Origin of the sequence: Escherichia sp. E3659 (assembly GCF_005781135.1) — a bacterium.
GTDB lineage: Bacteria > Pseudomonadota > Gammaproteobacteria > Enterobacterales > Enterobacteriaceae > Escherichia.
In genome coordinates this window covers 1-17,197 of the sequence record NZ_VATQ01000056.1, presented here as the reverse complement: position 1 = coordinate 17,197, position 17,197 = coordinate 1, and the positions used below count along the sequence as shown (strand labels likewise).

The following is a 17,197-nucleotide window of genomic DNA, read 5'->3' as shown; positions in this document are numbered from 1 at the left end:
AATGGCATCGGTGCTGGTGGTGGAAACTGTGCCTGCCAGTACGTTGGTGATTTTGCTGGCGGCATCGGTGCCGTGCGCGGCGCTGAATGCTTTCGCTGTATCATTCCAAAGCAAAGAGTCTTGCTTCAGATCATATAATTGAGAGCCGTTAACCGCGTCTTTACTGGTTTCTGAAATGATGCCATCTTGCACATTGATGATTTTGTTTTCTGCTACGGTCTTGGCTATCGTGCCATCGGCATTTTTGACAATATAACTGGCACTGAAAGCCTCATTAGATGAGTCCCAGTGCAGGGTTTCATTGTCCAGATACTGGAGTGCTTCACCAACGTTATTGAAATTCTTTTTCTTCAGTTTATAAGACATCCCCATTATTGTTCCGTTACCGGCTACATCTGCTCCGCCTCCCAACCTGTCTGCTACCGACCGGCTAATGGCGTAAAGCTGTGAACCGTTAATGGCTTCTTTACTGTCTGTTGAGATTGTACCTGCCGCCATATTGACGATGCGACGCTGTGCTGAACCAGAGCCTACCGACACTACGTTGTCTTCACCTGCCGTAGAGTTTGCACCAATCGCGACGGAATTATTCCCCCCTGCAGAGGATAAACTTCCCAATGCAAGACTGTTTGTGCCATTCGCGTCACTACCTGTCCCGATCGCAATAGCATTTGCGGTTGATGCGATGCTGTTTTGGCCTAATGCAATGGTGTTTGTGTTTGACGCTTGCGCATTTTGCCCAAAGGCAAGAGCATTTGCGCCAGTGGCGGTTGCTGTATATCCCAGGGCAACAGAACCTTCACCTGTTGAATTACTGTTTGCACCTAATGCCAGACTGTTTTTGCCTCGAGCTTTCGCGTTAGTACCTACAGCCGTCGCATTTTCAGCGGCTTCGCTCTCTGCACCCATCGCAATGGCATTCGCTGCACTGGCAAGTGACAGTCTGCCTAAAGCGAGGCTGTCAGCACCGTTAGCTAGACTGCTGCGCCCTACTGCAATCGCGTTTTCTGCAGAAGCCTCACTACTTGCTCCCAGTGCCATAGCATAATCTTTTGAAGCATTGGCATTATCACCGAGACCGATGCTCATAATACCAGCCGCTTTAGCGACATTTCCCAGCGCAATGGCGCTTGCTCCATCCGCTTTGGAGCTATCCCCCATCGCTATAGACCATTTCCCCATCGCCTTGGAATAACGGCCCAGGGCCATTGAGTATTGGCCGAATGAATACGAAGATGCACCCAGCGCGATACTTCTATCGCCTTCTGATATTGCACTAACCCCAAAGGCCATTGATGCGCCACCTATCGCATGGGTTTTTGACCCGATGGCAGAGCTATACTCACCTTCAGCTATAGCCTCATAACCTAAAGCTGTACTCGCACCACTTGTGTTGATAAAGGTATTTGCTTTTGCCCCTTTACCGATTGCAACCCAGCCGTCACCTGCTGAGCCATCGCCGTAATCAGCTCCCTGACCAGTGTCATTCCCGGCATTTGCCAGCGCCCCAAATGACGACAACAACCCCCCAGCAACCACAGCAGAAATTAACAGCTTACTGCGCCCGGATTTCTTGCCACGGCTTTTCGCCGTTTCGCTGGCAACGCTGTAACTGCCCGTCGCCGGATTCCAGATAACTTTAAAAATTTTGTTCATTCTTGATGCTCTCTATTCCTTGATATAAGCGCAGAAGCTGCATTTATTTTTTGCTTTTTCGCTGCCGAATTTCAGCAGGTTGGACCGTGTCGAACTGGAGATTGGCCATATTGATGGACAACTTCAGATACTTCAGGTTATTAGGCGAAACGCCTTTTAACGTCAGATTAATGTCTTGCCATTGACCAGGCATTAATTGCAGAGTGGAGTTCAAGGTGGTGTTAAAAAGTAGTTGTTGCCATTTAGCCAGAGCTTTGGCATCGGTGGGCCTTTCATTGCCCCATGTTGCATGAAAGCCAATATTTGATACTGGAACGCTTAATAGATTGACTAGTGAAATACGAATAACGCTGCCGTTTTCAACCGCATCAATAGCCAGCACCCGACCTGCCAAACCGACAGAGCCGTTATTTAAAATGAAGTATTGTGTTTGTGCTGGGTTAAATTCCGTGAAGACAAATTCGTCCTGTTTGTCTTTAACCGCTTTCACTACGCCAGCAAGCACTCTGGTGCCACTTATGATTGTATTTTGTTGTTTTTCAAGAGTTTCTATTTTATTTTCATATTGTTCTTGTTGTTTCTCGAGCGCCTCTATTTTACTTTTTTGTGATGCTTGCTGTTTGGCAAGATCGTCTATTGAGTTCACATTTTCAATATAGTCACACCCTGTCAACATGCAGAGTGGCGATATCATTAACACGCTTAATAGTGTTTTTTTTAGGCTCATAGGATGAATTCCTTTTCATAATCCTGACGCGTTGATAATTACTCTACAGTCATTTGTTCTGTGAATTGTTTAAGTGAAATACATTCGCAATAAATATTTATAATGTTTTTTAATCGATCGTCATTGTGAATGTGTTATTAAATGTTGAAATATTTTAGTTTGTTGCGAGTAATGATATTAATCGCGCGGATTCTAATGATCGGTATCAATTGATGTCAAATTTTTAAAGGAATAAGGTAAGAAAAAGTCAAATTCTAATATTTGTATGGTGGATGTTTTATGGTGATAAGGGTGGCTTGAATTGGAGGATATAAATAAATAGTTATGATATAAGCATATTCATGCCAGTATTGATAATTGTCAATTATATATCACGCTTTATTGCGCAACATATTTTCAGATTTTAGCCTGCTAAAATTATTCAGGTGGGTGGAGAGAATTGAAAATATAATGTTAATAGATTTCGATGTTTGAAATATGCTCCTGCCTGTGCCAGCAGGAGCGAATAAAAATGCGGAAACTTTAGTTATATCGACCGATGGGACTTAAAACGCGGTCTTAGAGAACCCGGTCATCTCTTGCAGGTCCATTTCACGGCCCAGTGCGGTCATCGGGTGCACAATGACCAGTCCGCGAACGCTCTTCTTCAGTTTGCCCATATCAGCTTGCTCTTTTTTAGTAATCGCGCGCTGGAACGGCATCTTCATCAGTTTTTGCGCTTCTTTACTGAGTTTCTGGCTGTGAACTTCACGCAGGCGGGCAATTTCCGCTTCCAGGGTGGCTTTTTCTTTTTCCAGCTCGGCATATTTGTCAGCGGCTTCAACCAGTGACAGATCGGCTTGCTGATGGCGGATGGCGTCCAGGCGATCGCTGAGACGTTTGATTTCGTTTTTTTCGACTTCTTTCATGTGATGGCTTCTGATAAAGATAAATTTATAGTCCCTAGTATGCGCGACGGGGTGCTTTGTTCACAACTGATGGTGTTGTAATAGTTCTTCCTTGCAACCATTTACATACTCAAAAACCATGTAATATTTTGATTTGTAATAAAATTAAAAGAAAAAGATTACCGGTGAGGATGAACATAGAGGATTAAGCACGTTTTCCTTAATCCCTTCTTTACTAGGATCCTAAACTAAAATTGGCGGCCGCGCATTCCCAGCGCGGGGTGATACGGAGATAATATCATGGGCAAATTAGGTGAAAACGTTCCGCATCTGATCGACAAAGCCGTAGATTTTATGGCATCAAGCCAGGCGTTCCGGGAGTATCTGAAAAAGCTTCCTCCCCGCGACGCTATTCCGTCCGGTATACCTGAGGAAAGCGTGCCGTTATATCTGCAACGTCTGGAGTATTATCGTCGGCTTTATCGGCCGAAGCAGGTTGAGAAGCAGTAATCGCTTACTTTTGAAAGGCTTTTTTTAAGCTGATTTTGGAAATCAGCTCTGTCAGTGAAAGGACCATTGTTGAACGCACAGCTTGCTGGTAACGCTGAATTTGCATCGCATACAAACTGGAATCCGTTGGTTCAAATTGTGGCGGCGGTGGGATCGCCGCCACGCAGTGCAGCTCGCCAAATGGCCCAATAATTTCATCATCGGTAAAGGCGTATTCGTTACCGTCGTGATTTAGCTCTTCACGCAGCGCCATCAAGAGTTCCGCATCTTCATATTCGTTGCGGCTAATCACGCCAAGCCCATAAATCAGCTTTAAGCGCACGGAAAGGTCGCCCAGCGGACCATCGCCGTCGAGTAACGGTTCTACAGCATACTTCACCGCGTAATCGTCTTTGCGGAATACCTGAAGCACCAGAAGATTCACCGCCTCGGTCAGGAGATCAACGGCGGTGATCAAAAAGCTTCGCACGGTTTTGCCAGCATTCAGACGCTCAAGCACACGGTTTTCAAAGGCCTGGGTTTGTTCCATTGTTGCCTGCATATCTGACAATCTGTTATTCAGGCGCAGGGTTTTCTGCGCCTGGTCTACCATTATTTTGCGTTATAAGCCGTGACTGCTTCGGCGACTACCTCGCTGTTAGCATCAAGCCCGGAAATTTGCGCCAGCGCTTCCTGCGGGCCTTTCTCGGTAATCAGTGCCGCCAGTTCCTGCGCCTGCGGATCATCTTCACTACGGAAATGCATCGCGGCGGCGATACCTTCAATCAGGTTTTTGTGCGGCAAACCGTACTCCAGCGTACCCAACAGCGGTTTTACCAGACGATCGCCAGCGCTCAGTTTACGCAGTGGCTGACGCCCTACACGCTCCACATCATCCTTCAGATACGGATTTTCAAAACGACCGAGGATTTTCTGGATGTACGCTGCATGTTTGTCAGCATCAAAGCCATAGCGCTTGATCAGCACAGCGCCGCTTTCTTCCATCGCACCTTTTACCACTGCACGGATTTTCTCGTCGAGAATCGCATCACGAATGGTCTGATGGCCCGCCAGTTTTCCGAGGTACGCGGTTATAGCATGACCTGTGTTCAGGGTGAAGAGTTTACGCTCGACAAATGCCATCAGGTTGTCTGTTAATTCCATACCTGGGATGTTCGGCAGTGTGCCTTTGAACTGGGTTTTATCGACAATCCATTCGCTGAAGGTTTCGACTGTCACTTCCAGCGGATCGTTAGTTGCAGAAGCGGAAGGCGGTACGATGCGGTCAACGGCGGAATCGACAAAGCCAACATGCTCTTCTACCCACGCTTTGGCGTCTTCCGGCAGGGCGTTCATCACATGGCCTTTCAGCTGCGTGGTGCCGCGTACCATGTTTTCACAGGCGATGATGTTCAGCGGGGATTCATTACCTTGTTCTTTACGTTTCACCAGCCCTTTGGCGATGGCAGGAGCTATACGTTCCAGCACGACCGGGCCAACGGCGGTAGTGACTAAATCAACCTGAGCAATCAGATCAACGACATCATCACCAATGCTGCTGACGGCATTTACACCGGAAACGGTATCCACCTGCTCGGTTTCGCCGACCACATGAACCTGATAGCTATGACGGGCATTCAGGGCATCAAGCACCACCTGATTTACATCGGCAAACGTCAGTTGGATACCCGCGTCTGCCAGCAGTTTACCGATAAAGCCACGACCGATATTACCTGCGCCAAAATGTAATGCTTTCATAGTATTAACCTTCATCAATGTTTTTACCCGAGAGGGCTGGGGTGAGGCATTTCCCTCACCCAAACCCTCTCCATGTGGAGAGGGGCAGCGCCGGATGCGGCGTAAACGCCTTATCCGGCCTACAAGAACGTGCAAATTCAACAAACTGCGCTTTGTTTTGTAGGCCTGATAAGCGAAGCGCATCAGGCAATCAGCCTACCTTCTCCATGTGGAGAGGGGCAGCGCCGGATGCGGCGTAAACGCCTTATCCGGCCTACAAGAACGTGCAAATTCAACAAACTGTGCTTTGTTTTGTAGGCCTGATAAGCGAAGCGCATCAGGCAATCAGCCCCACCGTCTCCATGTGGAGAGGGTGGGATTGGGTTACTTACGACCTGCCAGCAGTTCCAGCACTTCATCCACGCTGGTAGTGTGTGCCAGACGCTCGATGACAGACTCATCATCCAGTGCGTTGGTCAGGCTGGTGATAACCTGAATGTGCTCGTTGTTACGGGCTGCAATACCAATCACCAGGCGGGCAATGTCATCTTCTTCTTCACCGAAGCGCACGCCTTCCGGATACTGGCAGAACACCACGCCCGTTTTCAGCACGCGATCTTTCGCTTCAACCGTACCGTGCGGCACGGCGATAGACTCACCCAGATAAGTCGGGGTCAGTTTTTCACGATCCAGCATCGCCTGTACGTATTCCGGCTCAACATAACCGCCTTTCACCAGCTGCTCGCCAGCAAAACGAATCGCTTCTTCTTTGGTGGCCGCTTTGCGACCGAGGAAGATGTTCTCTGCACCGAGCTTAAACAGGTTGGCGCTGGAATCGTCAAAGCTGTCTTTCAGGCTGTCTTTTACTTTCTCTTCGTTTTCAGTATGACGCTGGGCAGCAACCAGACGTTCAGTCAGGCTGGTGTACAGGCCGCTATCGAGGAAGTTAGTCAGCGAAATATGCTGTGCCTGCGGAACCTGGCGCATAGCGCGTTCGGTCAGATCACGGTGAGTGATGACCAGGTCCACATCCGGCGGCAGGTTGTTGATCGCGCTGTTGGTAACTGAAATCTGCGACAGACCCGCATCCTGAATTTTCTTACGCAGCACACCTGCGCCCATCGCACTGGAACCCATACCGGCGTCACAGGCAACGATGATTTTACGTACGTGGCTCAGGTCGTTAGTCACATCGCCAGCAGACAGCGGAGACGCGCCTTTAGACTCAGCTTTCATTTCCTGAACGCGACGTGCTGCAGCTTCAATATCATCTTCTTCTTTTACTTTGCTGGTTTTCAGCAAAATAGCAGAGACAACGAAGGACACTGCCATCGCCGCACACACACCCGCGATGTTAGCGAAGTAAGCACCTTTTGGCGTCATTGCCAGTACCGCGAGGATAGAACCCGGAGATGCCGGAGAAACCAGACCACCGCCCAGAATAGTCAGCGTGAACACGCCAGTCATACCGCCGAGGATAACGGCCAGAATCAGACGCGGATTCATCAACACATACGGGAAGTAAATTTCGTGGATACCACCCAGGAAGTGGATGATTGCCGCACCGCCCGCAGACTGTTTAGCGCTACCACGACCGAAGAACATGTACGCCAGCAGCACGCCCATACCTGGACCTGGGTTAGCTTCAATCAGGAAGAAGATGGATTTGCCCATCTCATGGGACTGCTGAATACCCAACGGCGAGAAGATACCGTGGTTAATGGCGTTGTTGAGGAACAGGATTTTCGCTGGCTCAACAAAGATGGACGCCAGCGGCAGCATGTCATGGACAACCATGAAGTTAACGCCCGCAGCCAGCATTTTGGACAGGGCTTCAACCAGCGGACCAATCCCCATGAATGCCAGAATAGCGAGGATCATCCCCATGATACCGGCAGAGAAGTTGTTCACCAGCATCTCAAAACCGGATTTGATTTTACCGTCTACCCAGCGGTCGAAATGCTTAATGCACCAGCCACCCAGCGGACCTGCAATCATAGAACCGAGGAACATCGGCATATCTGCGCCGACGATAACGCCCATGGTGGTGATGGCACCGACTACGCCGCCACGTTCGCCGCCTACCAACTTACCACCGGTATAACCGATCAGCAGCGGCAGGAGATAGGTGATCATCGGCCCGACCAGCTTCGCCAGCGTTTCGTTCGGTAACCACCCTGTTGGAATAAATAACGCGGTGATGATACCCCACGCGATAAACGCGCCGATATTCGGCATCACCATGTTGCTGAGGAAACGACCAAAGCTTTGCACTTTGATCTTAATATCGGATGACATAAAAACACCCCTTCTTATGTTTGCTGTCGCGCAGGCTGGAAGCCCGAGGTTTTTTGTTAATGTGGCGGCAGAGGTAGCCGGACCTTGTAGATACTGCGAAATCTGGCACTGAATCGGTTAACTGTCCAGTTGATGGCCTTTTGTGTGATGTCAGTCACATAAATATAGGGGGTAGAGAGGTAATTGACGTGATGTTCATCACAAAACGCTTGTGTAAAAAAGCAACAAGACGGCGATTTTCGCTAAAAATGGCATTTAAATGTGAGTAACGTCACATTTTTGTTTTGACGGTTTGTTGAATCTTTGTGATCTAAATCACAAGATATTTTCTTACGGCGTTTACCTGATGTGATCTACAGCATGTTATTCCTTAGTCATAAATTCGTTATGTAACTAAGCAACTCATCACATCTAAAAATTATTCTTCGGTGTTATGGCGAGAATCGCAAACCCGGATTATTGTCAAATAATCAGCCTGACTCCCCTCTGGCTGCCAGCCAAAAACAACACTGATAAACGTGAATCCGAGGCAGATATGTTTCTAAACTACTTCGCGTTGGGAGTGCTGATCTTCGTCTTTCTGGTGATTTTTTATGGAATCATCGCGATACATGACATCCCTTATCTGATTGCCAAAAAGCGCAACCATCCCCATGCCGACGCTATTCATACGGCGGGCTGGGTGAGCCTGTTTACTCTGCACGTTATCTGGCCGTTCCTGTGGATCTGGGCGACGCTCTACCAGCCAGAGCGCGGCTGGGGCATGCAGTCGCATACTACGCCGCAAGAGAGGGCGCCTGATCCGGACATCGCTGCGCTTTCTGACCGTATCTCCCGGCTGGAACATCAACTCGCCGCCGAGAAAAAACCTGACTACTCCACGTTTCCGGAGATCTAATCATGGATCTGTTGATTGTCTTAACTTACGTGGCGCTGGCGTGGGCGGTCTTTAAAATCTTCCGCATTCCGGTGAATCAGTGGACGTTGGCGACGGCGGCGCTGGGTGGCGTATTTCTGGTGAGTGGTCTGATTTTGTTGATGAACTACAACCATCCTTACACTTTTACCGCGCAAAAGGCAGTGATAGCTATCCCCATTACGCCACAGGTGACGGGGATCGTGACTGAAGTCACCGATAAAAATAATCAGCTTATTCAGAAGGGCGAGGTGCTTTTTAAGCTCGACCCGGTACGTTACCAGGCGCGAGTAGACAGACTTCAGGCTGATCTGATGACGGCGACGCATAACATCAAAACGCTGCGGGCGCAGCTCACTGAAGCGCAGGCTAACACCACTCAGGTTTCAGCGGAGCGCGATCGGCTGTTTAAAAATTATCAACGCTACCTGAAAGGCAGCCAGGCGGCAGTGAATCCGTTCTCGGAACGTGATATCGACGATGCGCGGCAGAATTTTCTCGCGCAGGATGCGTTAGTGAAAGGCTCGGTGGCGGAGCAGGCACAGATCCAGAGCCAGCTCGACAGCATGGTTAACGGCGAGCAATCGCAGATTGTGAGCTTAAGAGCGCAACTTACTGAAGCAAAATATAATCTTGAGCAGACTGTCATTCGCGCGCCGAGCAACGGCTACGTTACTCAGGTACTGATCCGCCCAGGTACATACGCAGCTGCCTTGCCGCTGCGTCCGGTGATGGTCTTCATCCCCGAGCAAAAACGGCAAATTGTCGCCCAATTTCGGCAAAACTCGCTGTTACGTCTGAAACCCGGCGATGATGCGGAAGTAGTGTTTAACGCGCTACCTGGGCAGGTGTTCCACGGCAAACTGACCAGTATTTTACCTGTCGTGCCAGGCGGTTCTTATCAGGCGCAGGGGGTATTGCAATCATTAACGGTCGTGCCCGGCACGGACGGTGTGCTGGGGACCATTGAACTGGACCCTAACGATGATATCGATGCCTTACCCGACGGCATCTACGCCCAGGTGGCAGTTTACTCCGACCATTTCAGCCATGTTTCGGTGATGCGGAAGGTACTGCTAAGAATGACCAGCTGGATGCATTATCTTTATTTGGATCATTGAGGGGAGAGGGGCTGGGCACAATCACCAGGGCAAGATTACGAACGCCCGCTCCCTGCAAGGACTGACACCATGTAGTTTCTGTCCATGGCTGCTTTTCGAATCTTACGTTTTACCCCTGCCTTGAATACCTTATCTTTCGTCAAAATATTAATAGCGATGTGCCGTATCCCTGAAAATAATTCTGCTGCATTTCCTCTTTTTATTTTGCAGTCGTCTTCATTCATTACCACATCCAGGTGCCAGTGCAACTTATTCTCCACGTGCCAGTGATTTCGGATCGCTGTGGCGAACTTCTCTGCGGTTAAATCAGCAGAACTGATATAATATCTGACCGTCATTTCTGCCTCTTTCTTTTGTTCTGCGATTATTGACCGAAAGGAGACTGCCACGCATAATTTCTTCAGCCCTTTCCATTCAAACGTGAAATCAATAAGTTCATCAGGGACATCGCAAACAATATGAAGACGGATCTCTTCTCTGCCGTGACTCTTTTCACTAATTGCGTAACTGTCATGCTTTGGATTATTTAATTCTTTCAGTGGAAATTTTTCCTCAAAGGCTTTATTTAGCCGCCCCTGGTTTCCTTTTACAGCGAATAAATAATCACCTCCCTGTTTTTGTATCTTCTCTGCAATATCTTTTGGGCACCCCATCGCATCAGTTGTGATGATTTTTCCTTTAATATCCAACATGTTAAGAAGTTCAGGGATGGCTGTAATCTCATTAGATTTCTCATCCGTCTTGATCTGTCCGATGACCAGACTGTGCATTGTTGAGAAAGCACTAATAACGTGAATCGCTCCCTTGCGGCGACGCTTGTCATAAGAGTACCGGAGCGTTTTTCCATCAATTGCGATGACGTCTTTATCATCTGAGGAATGGCAGTCACGCATCCAGTTAATAAAGCATTCGTGAAATTTTGCAGGACTGATACAGTACACAACCCTGGTAATAATATCGTAAATGGGAATTCCATTCTCGTAATCACCATATCGCTTCAGAAAATAGCGATACGTCTCGTCATAATTTTCAAGATCCTCTCAACCTTCGGCACTGGAAATAATGACACAAATAATCAGGAGTAGAATATCATTCGATTTTTTGCCAATATTTTATTCACTGTTATGGTGCGTCATATTTTATAAACAATGGTATATTATGGCTAACCCACTTTATAATATGGTTTTTTTCAAAGCATACTTTAATACTATTCAATTTACCACAGGAACCAAATGAGTCAAAATATAACTGACAAACTCTTTCACTGTTAGATACTATATGAATCCCCCATCTTATATCATTATCATTGTCCATCTTAAAATAATTAATATTAAGCATTTTAACGATTTCCTTATGAAAAGGGTTTTCTTGTATGTTATTAATCTCAATTTTATAAACGTAGCGGTCTTTCAACTGAATTTCATTCATTGCAGTATTTGTTAATATATACGAAGGATAATAAATGATCTCCATTTTACTTATATTGTTTATATCGCATAACGTGCTGATTTTCTTTACGTCCTCTGCGCGTAACATACTAATATATAAAAACAAAGCTAAAAACATAAATAATTTTTTCATAATATTTTGTCACAAAAAATAACTATGCCGACGAATTTTTCCACTTCTACAACTTACCATCGTTTAAACTGCTTTTGGTGAAGTTATCTTATGTGCTGATTGTTCAATGATGATAGAAACTCATAAAATATAACTATTTTCATTTATTCAGGTTCGATGGGGTGATCTCTTTACCAAATATATCTACTACACCGTATATTGTTAAGGTACATGGTAAATTATTCCTCCGTGGTTTTTTCTAACGCATTGTTTTAATGTTTGTGCAACATGTTTCTCAATACCTGTTATTACTCTTCTTTCCTCTGCGTTATCATATATAGGATCAGGTGTATTTAATCGCTTCATATAGACACTATATTCTTCATTTAAATAAGCCGCTGCATGGGCTATTTCATGACCTAATGCTACTGCAGGCTCAAGATTGTCATTTTTAAAATCAAAATTACCATCTTTCTGTACTCCCGTACACAATAGAGCGGCTTTGGGATCCCAGTGTATTCTCATTGACCATCGTATAAATGAGTTATCATAATTACTATTACAACTAACTACTATAGTGCGTTTATCCTTTTCAAGGGCCGTAATTATTTTTTCCATCTCGTCATCTTGTTTCAAATATTCAATTGCAGAATCAAAAGCTGACCGGTCGCCTTCTACGTTAAATTTTAATCCAAGAGGATCAACCGTTGTCGTCGGATTCAACGGATACTGATAAAAATTCCATCCCCCCTTCAGCCCAATCGGATCCTGAGTGATATACCGCCCCTGCAACGGGTCATAATAGCGGTGGCGGTTGTAATACAGGCCGGACTCATCATCATACTGCTGACCCGGCAGGCGGATGAGCTGCTGCAGCTGTTGCGGGTTCTCTTCATTCAGCAGGTTGCCCCATTCATCGTATTCTGCGTACCACGCTGTTGCCCCTTCCGTGCTGATAAGGGCCAGCGACAGGCCGCGATAGTCGCAGTGGTACAGGTGGATTATTCGCAGTGATCTATATGCCAACGTCATCTTACTTTTCATCTACTCCAACAATTAGACAACTTTTTTATTAAACTATTTATACCTTTTACGATTAAATTTTCTTATGTAATAGAGGTGAATAATCTTCCCAAAAATCCATACAAGCTTTACTTGCATAAAAGAATCCAGCGTCTGATTCATAAGACATAAATTGTGCAATAATAGATAGTTGTATATCTGAAAAATTAAAAACAAAATTCAAAAAATCATCGTGATCCCGATACTCAGGACATAAATATTGTTGAATAAAATCGGATTCAAAAACCCAAAAATCATTCTTATTAAACAACGAGGCATAAATATACAGAGGGATGTAATAGCAGAATACTTTCTCAGGGAGGAATGTAATTCCTAACTCTAAAGCATAAGAGTCATCCTTTATTTTTAAATTGTTGGCTATTTCATTCCATTGTTTCTTTTGGAAAAAATTATATACAATATCAAGTTCCTCCAGCCCTGTAATATCATTTGAAATATGAGGTAATGGCTGGCATGGGAAATGAATCATAAGTTCATCATAGACTGCACTCTCGTTAGAGAAAATTATTTTTTTCATTTTATTAATCCACTGCAATCAGCTGCTGTCTTATATGCTTTATTCTCTTCTTCCATATGGGCCTTATCTCCACCACCAAAGCACTGATTATTAATCTGCTTTCTGACCGAAGCGCATGCCAAATTCATCTCGTACCGTCTCAATATTTCTTTTCTCAGCATCTGAGGAGCGCAAGCTCTAGACTGGTTACATAATCTGTTTTTTTCATTTTGTAAGTCACTCAGGTTCTGGGGACTACAGTTACCTCCAGGATTTACACCTGACTTATGTTCATCTGTTAATTTGTCGGCTTCTGGATTAACTTTACGGCCATATTGATCTCTGCGTTGTTGCCCACTTTGGATAACACCACCTGATGAAAACAAACCGCAACTCATCAGTGCTACAACACCAAGAATTAACGGATTTAACCCTTGTGGGTCTATCTCTGAGATCGGATTCAACGGATACTGATAAAAACTCCATCCCCCCTTCAGCCCAATCTGATCCTGAGTGATATACCTCCCCTCCAGCAGATCATAATAGCGGTGGCGGTTGTAATACAGGCCGGACTCCCCATCATACTGCTGCCCCGGCAGCCGGATAAACTGCTGCAGCTGATGCGGGTTATCCTCACTCAGCAGGTTGCCCCATTCATCGTATTCAGCGTACCATTCTGTTGCCCCTTCCGTGCTGATAAGCGCCAGCGACAGGTTATCCGGTTTGCGTCGTTGAGTTCACTACACTAAAACTCCGTGCCCATATAACCCAAGTCGGAGGCATGCCTTCCTCTGGTTCGTTCCATCTAAAATGTCTATACATAACATGGTTATTCAATTATTTTTTCTTTGAATTTATTCTCAATCCAGCTGTGTTTATACCTGATGAAAATTTGACACTCACCAATATTATCAATGTCTCCAGAATTTGTATTTGGAATTTGTCCAACTGCAACTATAGTTGATTCAAAATATTCAACATTGACATTATCTGTAATTATTGAAATTATATAATCATCTGGAATAGAGCCATTAGGAGTTATATTGAAGAAACTAACATCTGAAAATACCAAATAACCATCTTCTAAGTCTTCATTATCATAAAAATTCCATTCTGTTGTACCATAGGCTATCCTTGAGATTAAATTAACCTGAATTCTAATTTGTTTACTCCATAAATCAAATTCAATTTTTTTTATTGCTCGATCACCAAGATATATTCTATCAAACATATTACCCCCCTATTCTAAAAATACTCAGGCATTCCGCACATTATATCAGCCTCATCTTGATTGCTTCCCGTTGACATTTCAACATACATAGCATAATAACATTGTCCAAACGTTCCCTCTCTACATGATCTAAGTGTAAACATATGTAAAACAGAACTAAAAAAGCTTAGTGTACCGAGTGATCTAATACCGATATGTGCGGCACTACTATTCCATGGTACAACGCGACCATTAACATCAAGGGATGGACCTTGGCCTTTCATACCGCTACCTGTTCCTGGTAAATGTGCATGTGGTGTTGAATTGTTTGCATGCCCTATTGGATTAAGCCTATAAGCATTTGAATTATTCTGATAAAGAGTGTGAGTATCTGCACTTCCTGGATTACTGGGGGGATACGGGATTGTTCTGCCACCTACCGGTTCAACCATAATATTGCCTTTAGAATCACCTATAAACCTACCAACAGGTTGTTGTGTTATAGGATCAATAGTACAGGATTGACTTACAGGTTTTTGTCTGGCAGAAGGTAATGATAATAGATCTAATCCCAAAGGGTCTATATACTGAACCGGATTCAACGGATACTGATAAAAATTCCATCCCCCCTTCAGTCCAATCGGATCCTGAGTGATATATCGCCCCTGCAGCGGGTCATAATAGCGGTGGCGGTTGTAATACAGGCCGGACTCCTCATCATACTGCTGCCCCGGCAGGCGGATAAGCTGCTGCAGCTGGTGCGGGTTCTCTTCATTCAGCAGGTTGCCCCATTCATCGTATTCTGCGCACCATTCTGTAGCCCCTTCCGCGCTGATAAGCGCCAGCGGCAGGCCGCGATGGTCGCAGTGGTACAGGTGAATTTTTCGCGCCGGCGTGTACACCGGGTCCATCTGGTTTTTCATCTGCGCCACCGTCAGGCCGCACGATGCCAGCCAGCGGCGGCTTTCCTCACTCACCCGGTCAGCCCGGATTTCACTTTCCAGCCGGTCGAGCATCTGCACCAGCACCGGCGGGAACACCACACTGCCACCGTCTTCACCGCCGGACTGCTGAAGGGCATCCGCCAGGCTGCGGCGCTGCGTTTTCGCCAGTTCACCGGTGGCAGTTTCAACTCTGATGAGTGGCGTGAAGCTCCCCGGCTGATAAATCGTCTGGATGCGGGTTCTGTCGTTCTGTATCGTGGTCAGCCGGTCGCCGTTCCTGCCGTACCAGGTCTCTTCCGGTTTCCGTGACAGCGACATCCAGCCCGTCAGGTCCCGTGCACGCCGCCACACCCGTTTTGCCACCCTGCGGCCCAGCGGGTCGTAAAGATAGCGACTTTCGACCAGCGGCTCTGCATATTGTGTCCGCGTGTAGTGCACCAGCCGGTGCTGGCTGTCGTAATGGTACCGGTGAGTCCGCTCATCATCCGTGCGGATAACCCCTTCCGGGATGAGGTCGGTTTTCTCCGTCAGCCTGCCGTGACGGTCATACCGGTAAAGATAGTGCGCGTCACGGGCGATACGGTTATCCGGCCACATGCTGAGGGTGCTGTCCGGGTGCAGCTCCGGGTCGGGCAGGCGGTTACCTGCCGGGTCTGTTGCATACGGGATATCAATGTCCAGGTTACATATAATAATAAGAGCAATTAACTTAATTTATTTGTTTATAATGCGGTTACTTAATACAAACCATTGAATATACCCTCCTGACAGAAAATAAAGCCATATTATTATCGCCATAATATACTTACTATCAATTCTTACGCCAATAACGTCTGAAACACTCCCTATAAATATTAGAGCAATAAAGAATACTATGCCTGTTGGAAAACATATTACCATCATTCCATAAGACATGAGACTAATTAACTCACTCACATCACGAGTGGAGTCTAATAGTGAAAGTCTATGCATGGAAAAGAATAGCATTAAAAGTGATAACGCCAGCCATATAGCTCTGAATGAAAAAATAATACATTTCATTACATCACTCCGGTGAATATAAATCTAATAAAGCGTCCAATGTTATTTCCGGAGCACTTCATCTTACATGTTTCTAAAGCATCATTAGACCAGTCTTGGCAGTTTTTAAATAGCCCTAAATTTATAGATGTGAATATATCAGGCAATACAGAATAACGCGGCCTTACCTCTTTAAACTTCCCTTTTAAACAGTTCTCCACACAACTATTATCGGTTTCAACGAGGTCACAACGGCCAGCAGCTTCTTTTGTGTCATTACTTGCTTTACCTGGCCCCCATAGACCATCTCCTTTTGATTCTCCCCGTTGGTCTTGGCCACCACAAGTATAGTCCCCTTTACCATCTGGGACACAAAGATATTGATGATAGAACGGATTCCCCCATATATCTGGACCGCTTCTTTCACCAGTTCCGCCCATTGAATGCAGTGGCTTAATGCATTTTAGTGTTTCTAATCCTAATGGATCTATATTTGAGATCGGATTCAACGGATACTGATAAAAATTCCATCCCCCCTTCAGCCCAATCGGATCCTGAGTGATATACCGCCCCTGCAGCGGGTCATAATAGCGGTGGCGGTTGTAATACAGGCCGGACTCCTCATCATACTGCTGGCCCGGCAGGCGGATGAGCTGCTGCAGCTGATGCGGGTTCTCTTCATTCAGCTGGTTACCCCATTCATCGTATTCTGCGTACCACGCTGTTGTCCCTTCCGTGCTGATAAGGGCCAGCGGCAGGCCGCGATGGTCGCAGTGGTACAGGTGGATTTTTCGCGTCGGCGTGTACACCGGGTCCATCTGGTTTTGCATCTGCTCCACCGTCAGGCCGCACGATGCCAGCCAGCGGCGGCTTTCCTCACTCACCCGGTCAGCCAGGATTTCACTTTCCAGCCGGTCGAGCATCTGCACCAGCACCGGCGGGAACACCACACTGCCACCGTCTTCGCCGCCGGACTGCTGAAGGGCATCCGCCAGGCTGCGGCGCTGCGTTCTGGCCAGTTCACCGGTGGCGGTTTCAACTCTGATGAGTGGC

Annotated in this window: 13 protein-coding genes and 4 pseudogenes; 3 read left to right on the top strand and 14 right to left on the bottom strand. The window is 46.4% G+C overall.

Annotated features, from left to right (window positions below):
- From FEK47_RS24060 to FEK47_RS24050, 3 genes are all read right to left on the bottom strand, one after another.
- Positions 1 to 1,656: ESPR-type extended signal peptide-containing protein (locus FEK47_RS24060; RefSeq protein WP_276609635.1), on the bottom strand; the 1,656-nt coding region annotated here is incomplete at its 3' end.
- Positions 1,657 to 1,699: 43 nt separating this feature from the next.
- Positions 1,700 to 2,383: a DUF3251 domain-containing protein gene (locus tag FEK47_RS24055; RefSeq protein WP_138183408.1), complete on the bottom strand. Its 684-nt coding sequence runs from the start codon at positions 2,381 to 2,383 to the stop codon at positions 1,700 to 1,702.
- 545 nt (positions 2,384 to 2,928) lie between these two features.
- Entirely contained in the window at positions 2,929 to 3,291 is a 363-nt protein-coding gene (locus FEK47_RS24050) for a YibL family ribosome-associated protein (protein WP_135487031.1), read from the bottom strand.
- Between the two features lie 279 nt (positions 3,292 to 3,570).
- Between FEK47_RS24050 and yibT the strand changes: the two genes are divergently transcribed.
- Positions 3,571 to 3,780: a protein YibT gene (gene yibT, locus FEK47_RS24045; protein ID WP_135410572.1), complete on the top strand. Its 210-nt coding sequence runs from the start codon at positions 3,571 to 3,573 to the stop codon at positions 3,778 to 3,780.
- A 4-nt stretch (positions 3,781 to 3,784) separates the two neighbouring features.
- On the opposite strand, the gene mtlR is transcribed toward yibT, so the two are convergent.
- From mtlR to mtlA, 3 genes are all read right to left on the bottom strand, one after another.
- Positions 3,785 to 4,372: a mannitol operon repressor MtlR gene (gene mtlR / locus FEK47_RS24040; protein ID WP_130206672.1), complete on the bottom strand. Its 588-nt coding sequence runs from the start codon at positions 4,370 to 4,372 to the stop codon at positions 3,785 to 3,787.
- Positions 4,372 to 5,517: a mannitol-1-phosphate 5-dehydrogenase gene (gene mtlD, locus FEK47_RS24035; protein WP_130206670.1), complete on the bottom strand. Its 1,146-nt coding sequence runs from the start codon at positions 5,515 to 5,517 to the stop codon at positions 4,372 to 4,374. The genes mtlR and mtlD overlap by 1 nt, the downstream gene beginning before the upstream one ends.
- A gap of 363 nt (positions 5,518 to 5,880) precedes the next feature.
- Complete coding sequence (gene mtlA / locus FEK47_RS24030; protein ID WP_135385261.1) at positions 5,881 to 7,794, bottom strand: PTS mannitol transporter subunit IICBA; 1,914 nt, start codon at positions 7,792 to 7,794, stop codon at positions 5,881 to 5,883.
- A gap of 535 nt (positions 7,795 to 8,329) precedes the next feature.
- On the opposite strand from mtlA, the gene FEK47_RS24025 reads away from it, so the two are divergent.
- Together FEK47_RS24025 and FEK47_RS24020 are read left to right on the top strand one after the other, a co-directional pair.
- Positions 8,330 to 8,692, top strand: a complete 363-nt coding sequence (locus tag FEK47_RS24025) for a DUF3302 domain-containing protein (protein ID WP_130215208.1) — start codon at positions 8,330 to 8,332, stop codon at positions 8,690 to 8,692.
- A 2-nt stretch (positions 8,693 to 8,694) separates the two neighbouring features.
- On the top strand, positions 8,695 to 9,831 hold the full coding sequence (locus FEK47_RS24020) for an HlyD family secretion protein (protein ID WP_000364939.1): 1,137 nt from the start codon (positions 8,695 to 8,697) through the stop codon (positions 9,829 to 9,831).
- Positions 9,832 to 9,866: 35 nt separating this feature from the next.
- On the opposite strand, the pseudogene FEK47_RS24015 reads toward FEK47_RS24020, so the two are convergent.
- From FEK47_RS24015 to FEK47_RS23980, 8 genes and pseudogenes are all read right to left on the bottom strand, one after another.
- Positions 9,867 to 10,931, bottom strand: a pseudogene (locus FEK47_RS24015) (ISAs1 family transposase); the annotation flags it as partial.
- A gap of 1,147 nt (positions 10,932 to 12,078) precedes the next feature.
- Positions 12,079 to 12,393: pseudogene (locus FEK47_RS24010) on the bottom strand (RHS repeat-associated core domain-containing protein); the annotation flags it as partial.
- A gap of 94 nt (positions 12,394 to 12,487) precedes the next feature.
- The gene (locus FEK47_RS24005; protein ID WP_138183407.1) at positions 12,488 to 12,991 is read right to left on the bottom strand and encodes a hypothetical protein; all 504 of its coding nucleotides are present in this window, start codon (positions 12,989 to 12,991) and stop codon (positions 12,488 to 12,490) included.
- A pseudogene (locus FEK47_RS24000) lies at positions 12,988 to 13,677 on the bottom strand (RHS repeat-associated core domain-containing protein); the annotation flags it as partial. The pseudogene FEK47_RS24000 and the gene FEK47_RS24005, both read right to left, overlap by 4 nt.
- A gap of 122 nt (positions 13,678 to 13,799) precedes the next feature.
- Positions 13,800 to 14,201, bottom strand: coding sequence for a DUF6258 family protein (locus FEK47_RS23995; protein ID WP_000460276.1), 402 nt, complete (start codon positions 14,199 to 14,201; stop codon positions 13,800 to 13,802).
- A 14-nt stretch (positions 14,202 to 14,215) separates the two neighbouring features.
- Positions 14,216 to 15,808 (bottom strand): annotated as a pseudogene (locus tag FEK47_RS23990) (RHS repeat domain-containing protein); the annotation flags it as partial.
- A gap of 30 nt (positions 15,809 to 15,838) precedes the next feature.
- The gene (locus FEK47_RS23985) at positions 15,839 to 16,165 is read right to left on the bottom strand and encodes a hypothetical protein (protein WP_135487035.1); all 327 of its coding nucleotides are present in this window, start codon (positions 16,163 to 16,165) and stop codon (positions 15,839 to 15,841) included.
- Positions 16,165 to 17,197 (bottom strand): RHS repeat-associated core domain-containing protein (locus FEK47_RS23980; protein ID WP_240730987.1); only part of this gene is annotated, 1,033 nt, incomplete at its 5' end. The genes FEK47_RS23985 and FEK47_RS23980, both read right to left, overlap by 1 nt.

Coding starts and splice junctions, on each gene's coding strand:
- FEK47_RS24020 (WP_000364939.1), top strand. CDS start 8,695: ATGGATCTGTTGATTGTCTTAACTTACGTGGCGCTGGCGTGGGCGGTC.
- FEK47_RS24025 (WP_130215208.1), top strand. CDS start 8,330: ATGTTTCTAAACTACTTCGCGTTGGGAGTGCTGATCTTCGTCTTTCTG.
- mtlA (WP_135385261.1), bottom strand. CDS start 7,794: ATGTCATCCGATATTAAGATCAAAGTGCAAAGCTTTGGTCGTTTCCTC.
- FEK47_RS23985 (WP_135487035.1), bottom strand. CDS start 16,165: ATGAAATGTATTATTTTTTCATTCAGAGCTATATGGCTGGCGTTATCA.
- FEK47_RS24005 (WP_138183407.1), bottom strand. CDS start 12,991: ATGAAAAAAATAATTTTCTCTAACGAGAGTGCAGTCTATGATGAACTT.
- yibT (WP_135410572.1), top strand. CDS start 3,571: ATGGGCAAATTAGGTGAAAACGTTCCGCATCTGATCGACAAAGCCGTA.
- FEK47_RS24055 (WP_138183408.1), bottom strand. CDS start 2,383: ATGAGCCTAAAAAAAACACTATTAAGCGTGTTAATGATATCGCCACTC.
- mtlR (WP_130206672.1), bottom strand. CDS start 4,372: ATGGTAGACCAGGCGCAGAAAACCCTGCGCCTGAATAACAGATTGTCA.
- FEK47_RS23995 (WP_000460276.1), bottom strand. CDS start 14,201: ATGTTTGATAGAATATATCTTGGTGATCGAGCAATAAAAAAAATTGAA.
- FEK47_RS24050 (WP_135487031.1), bottom strand. CDS start 3,291: ATGAAAGAAGTCGAAAAAAACGAAATCAAACGTCTCAGCGATCGCCTG.
- mtlD (WP_130206670.1), bottom strand. CDS start 5,517: ATGAAAGCATTACATTTTGGCGCAGGTAATATCGGTCGTGGCTTTATC.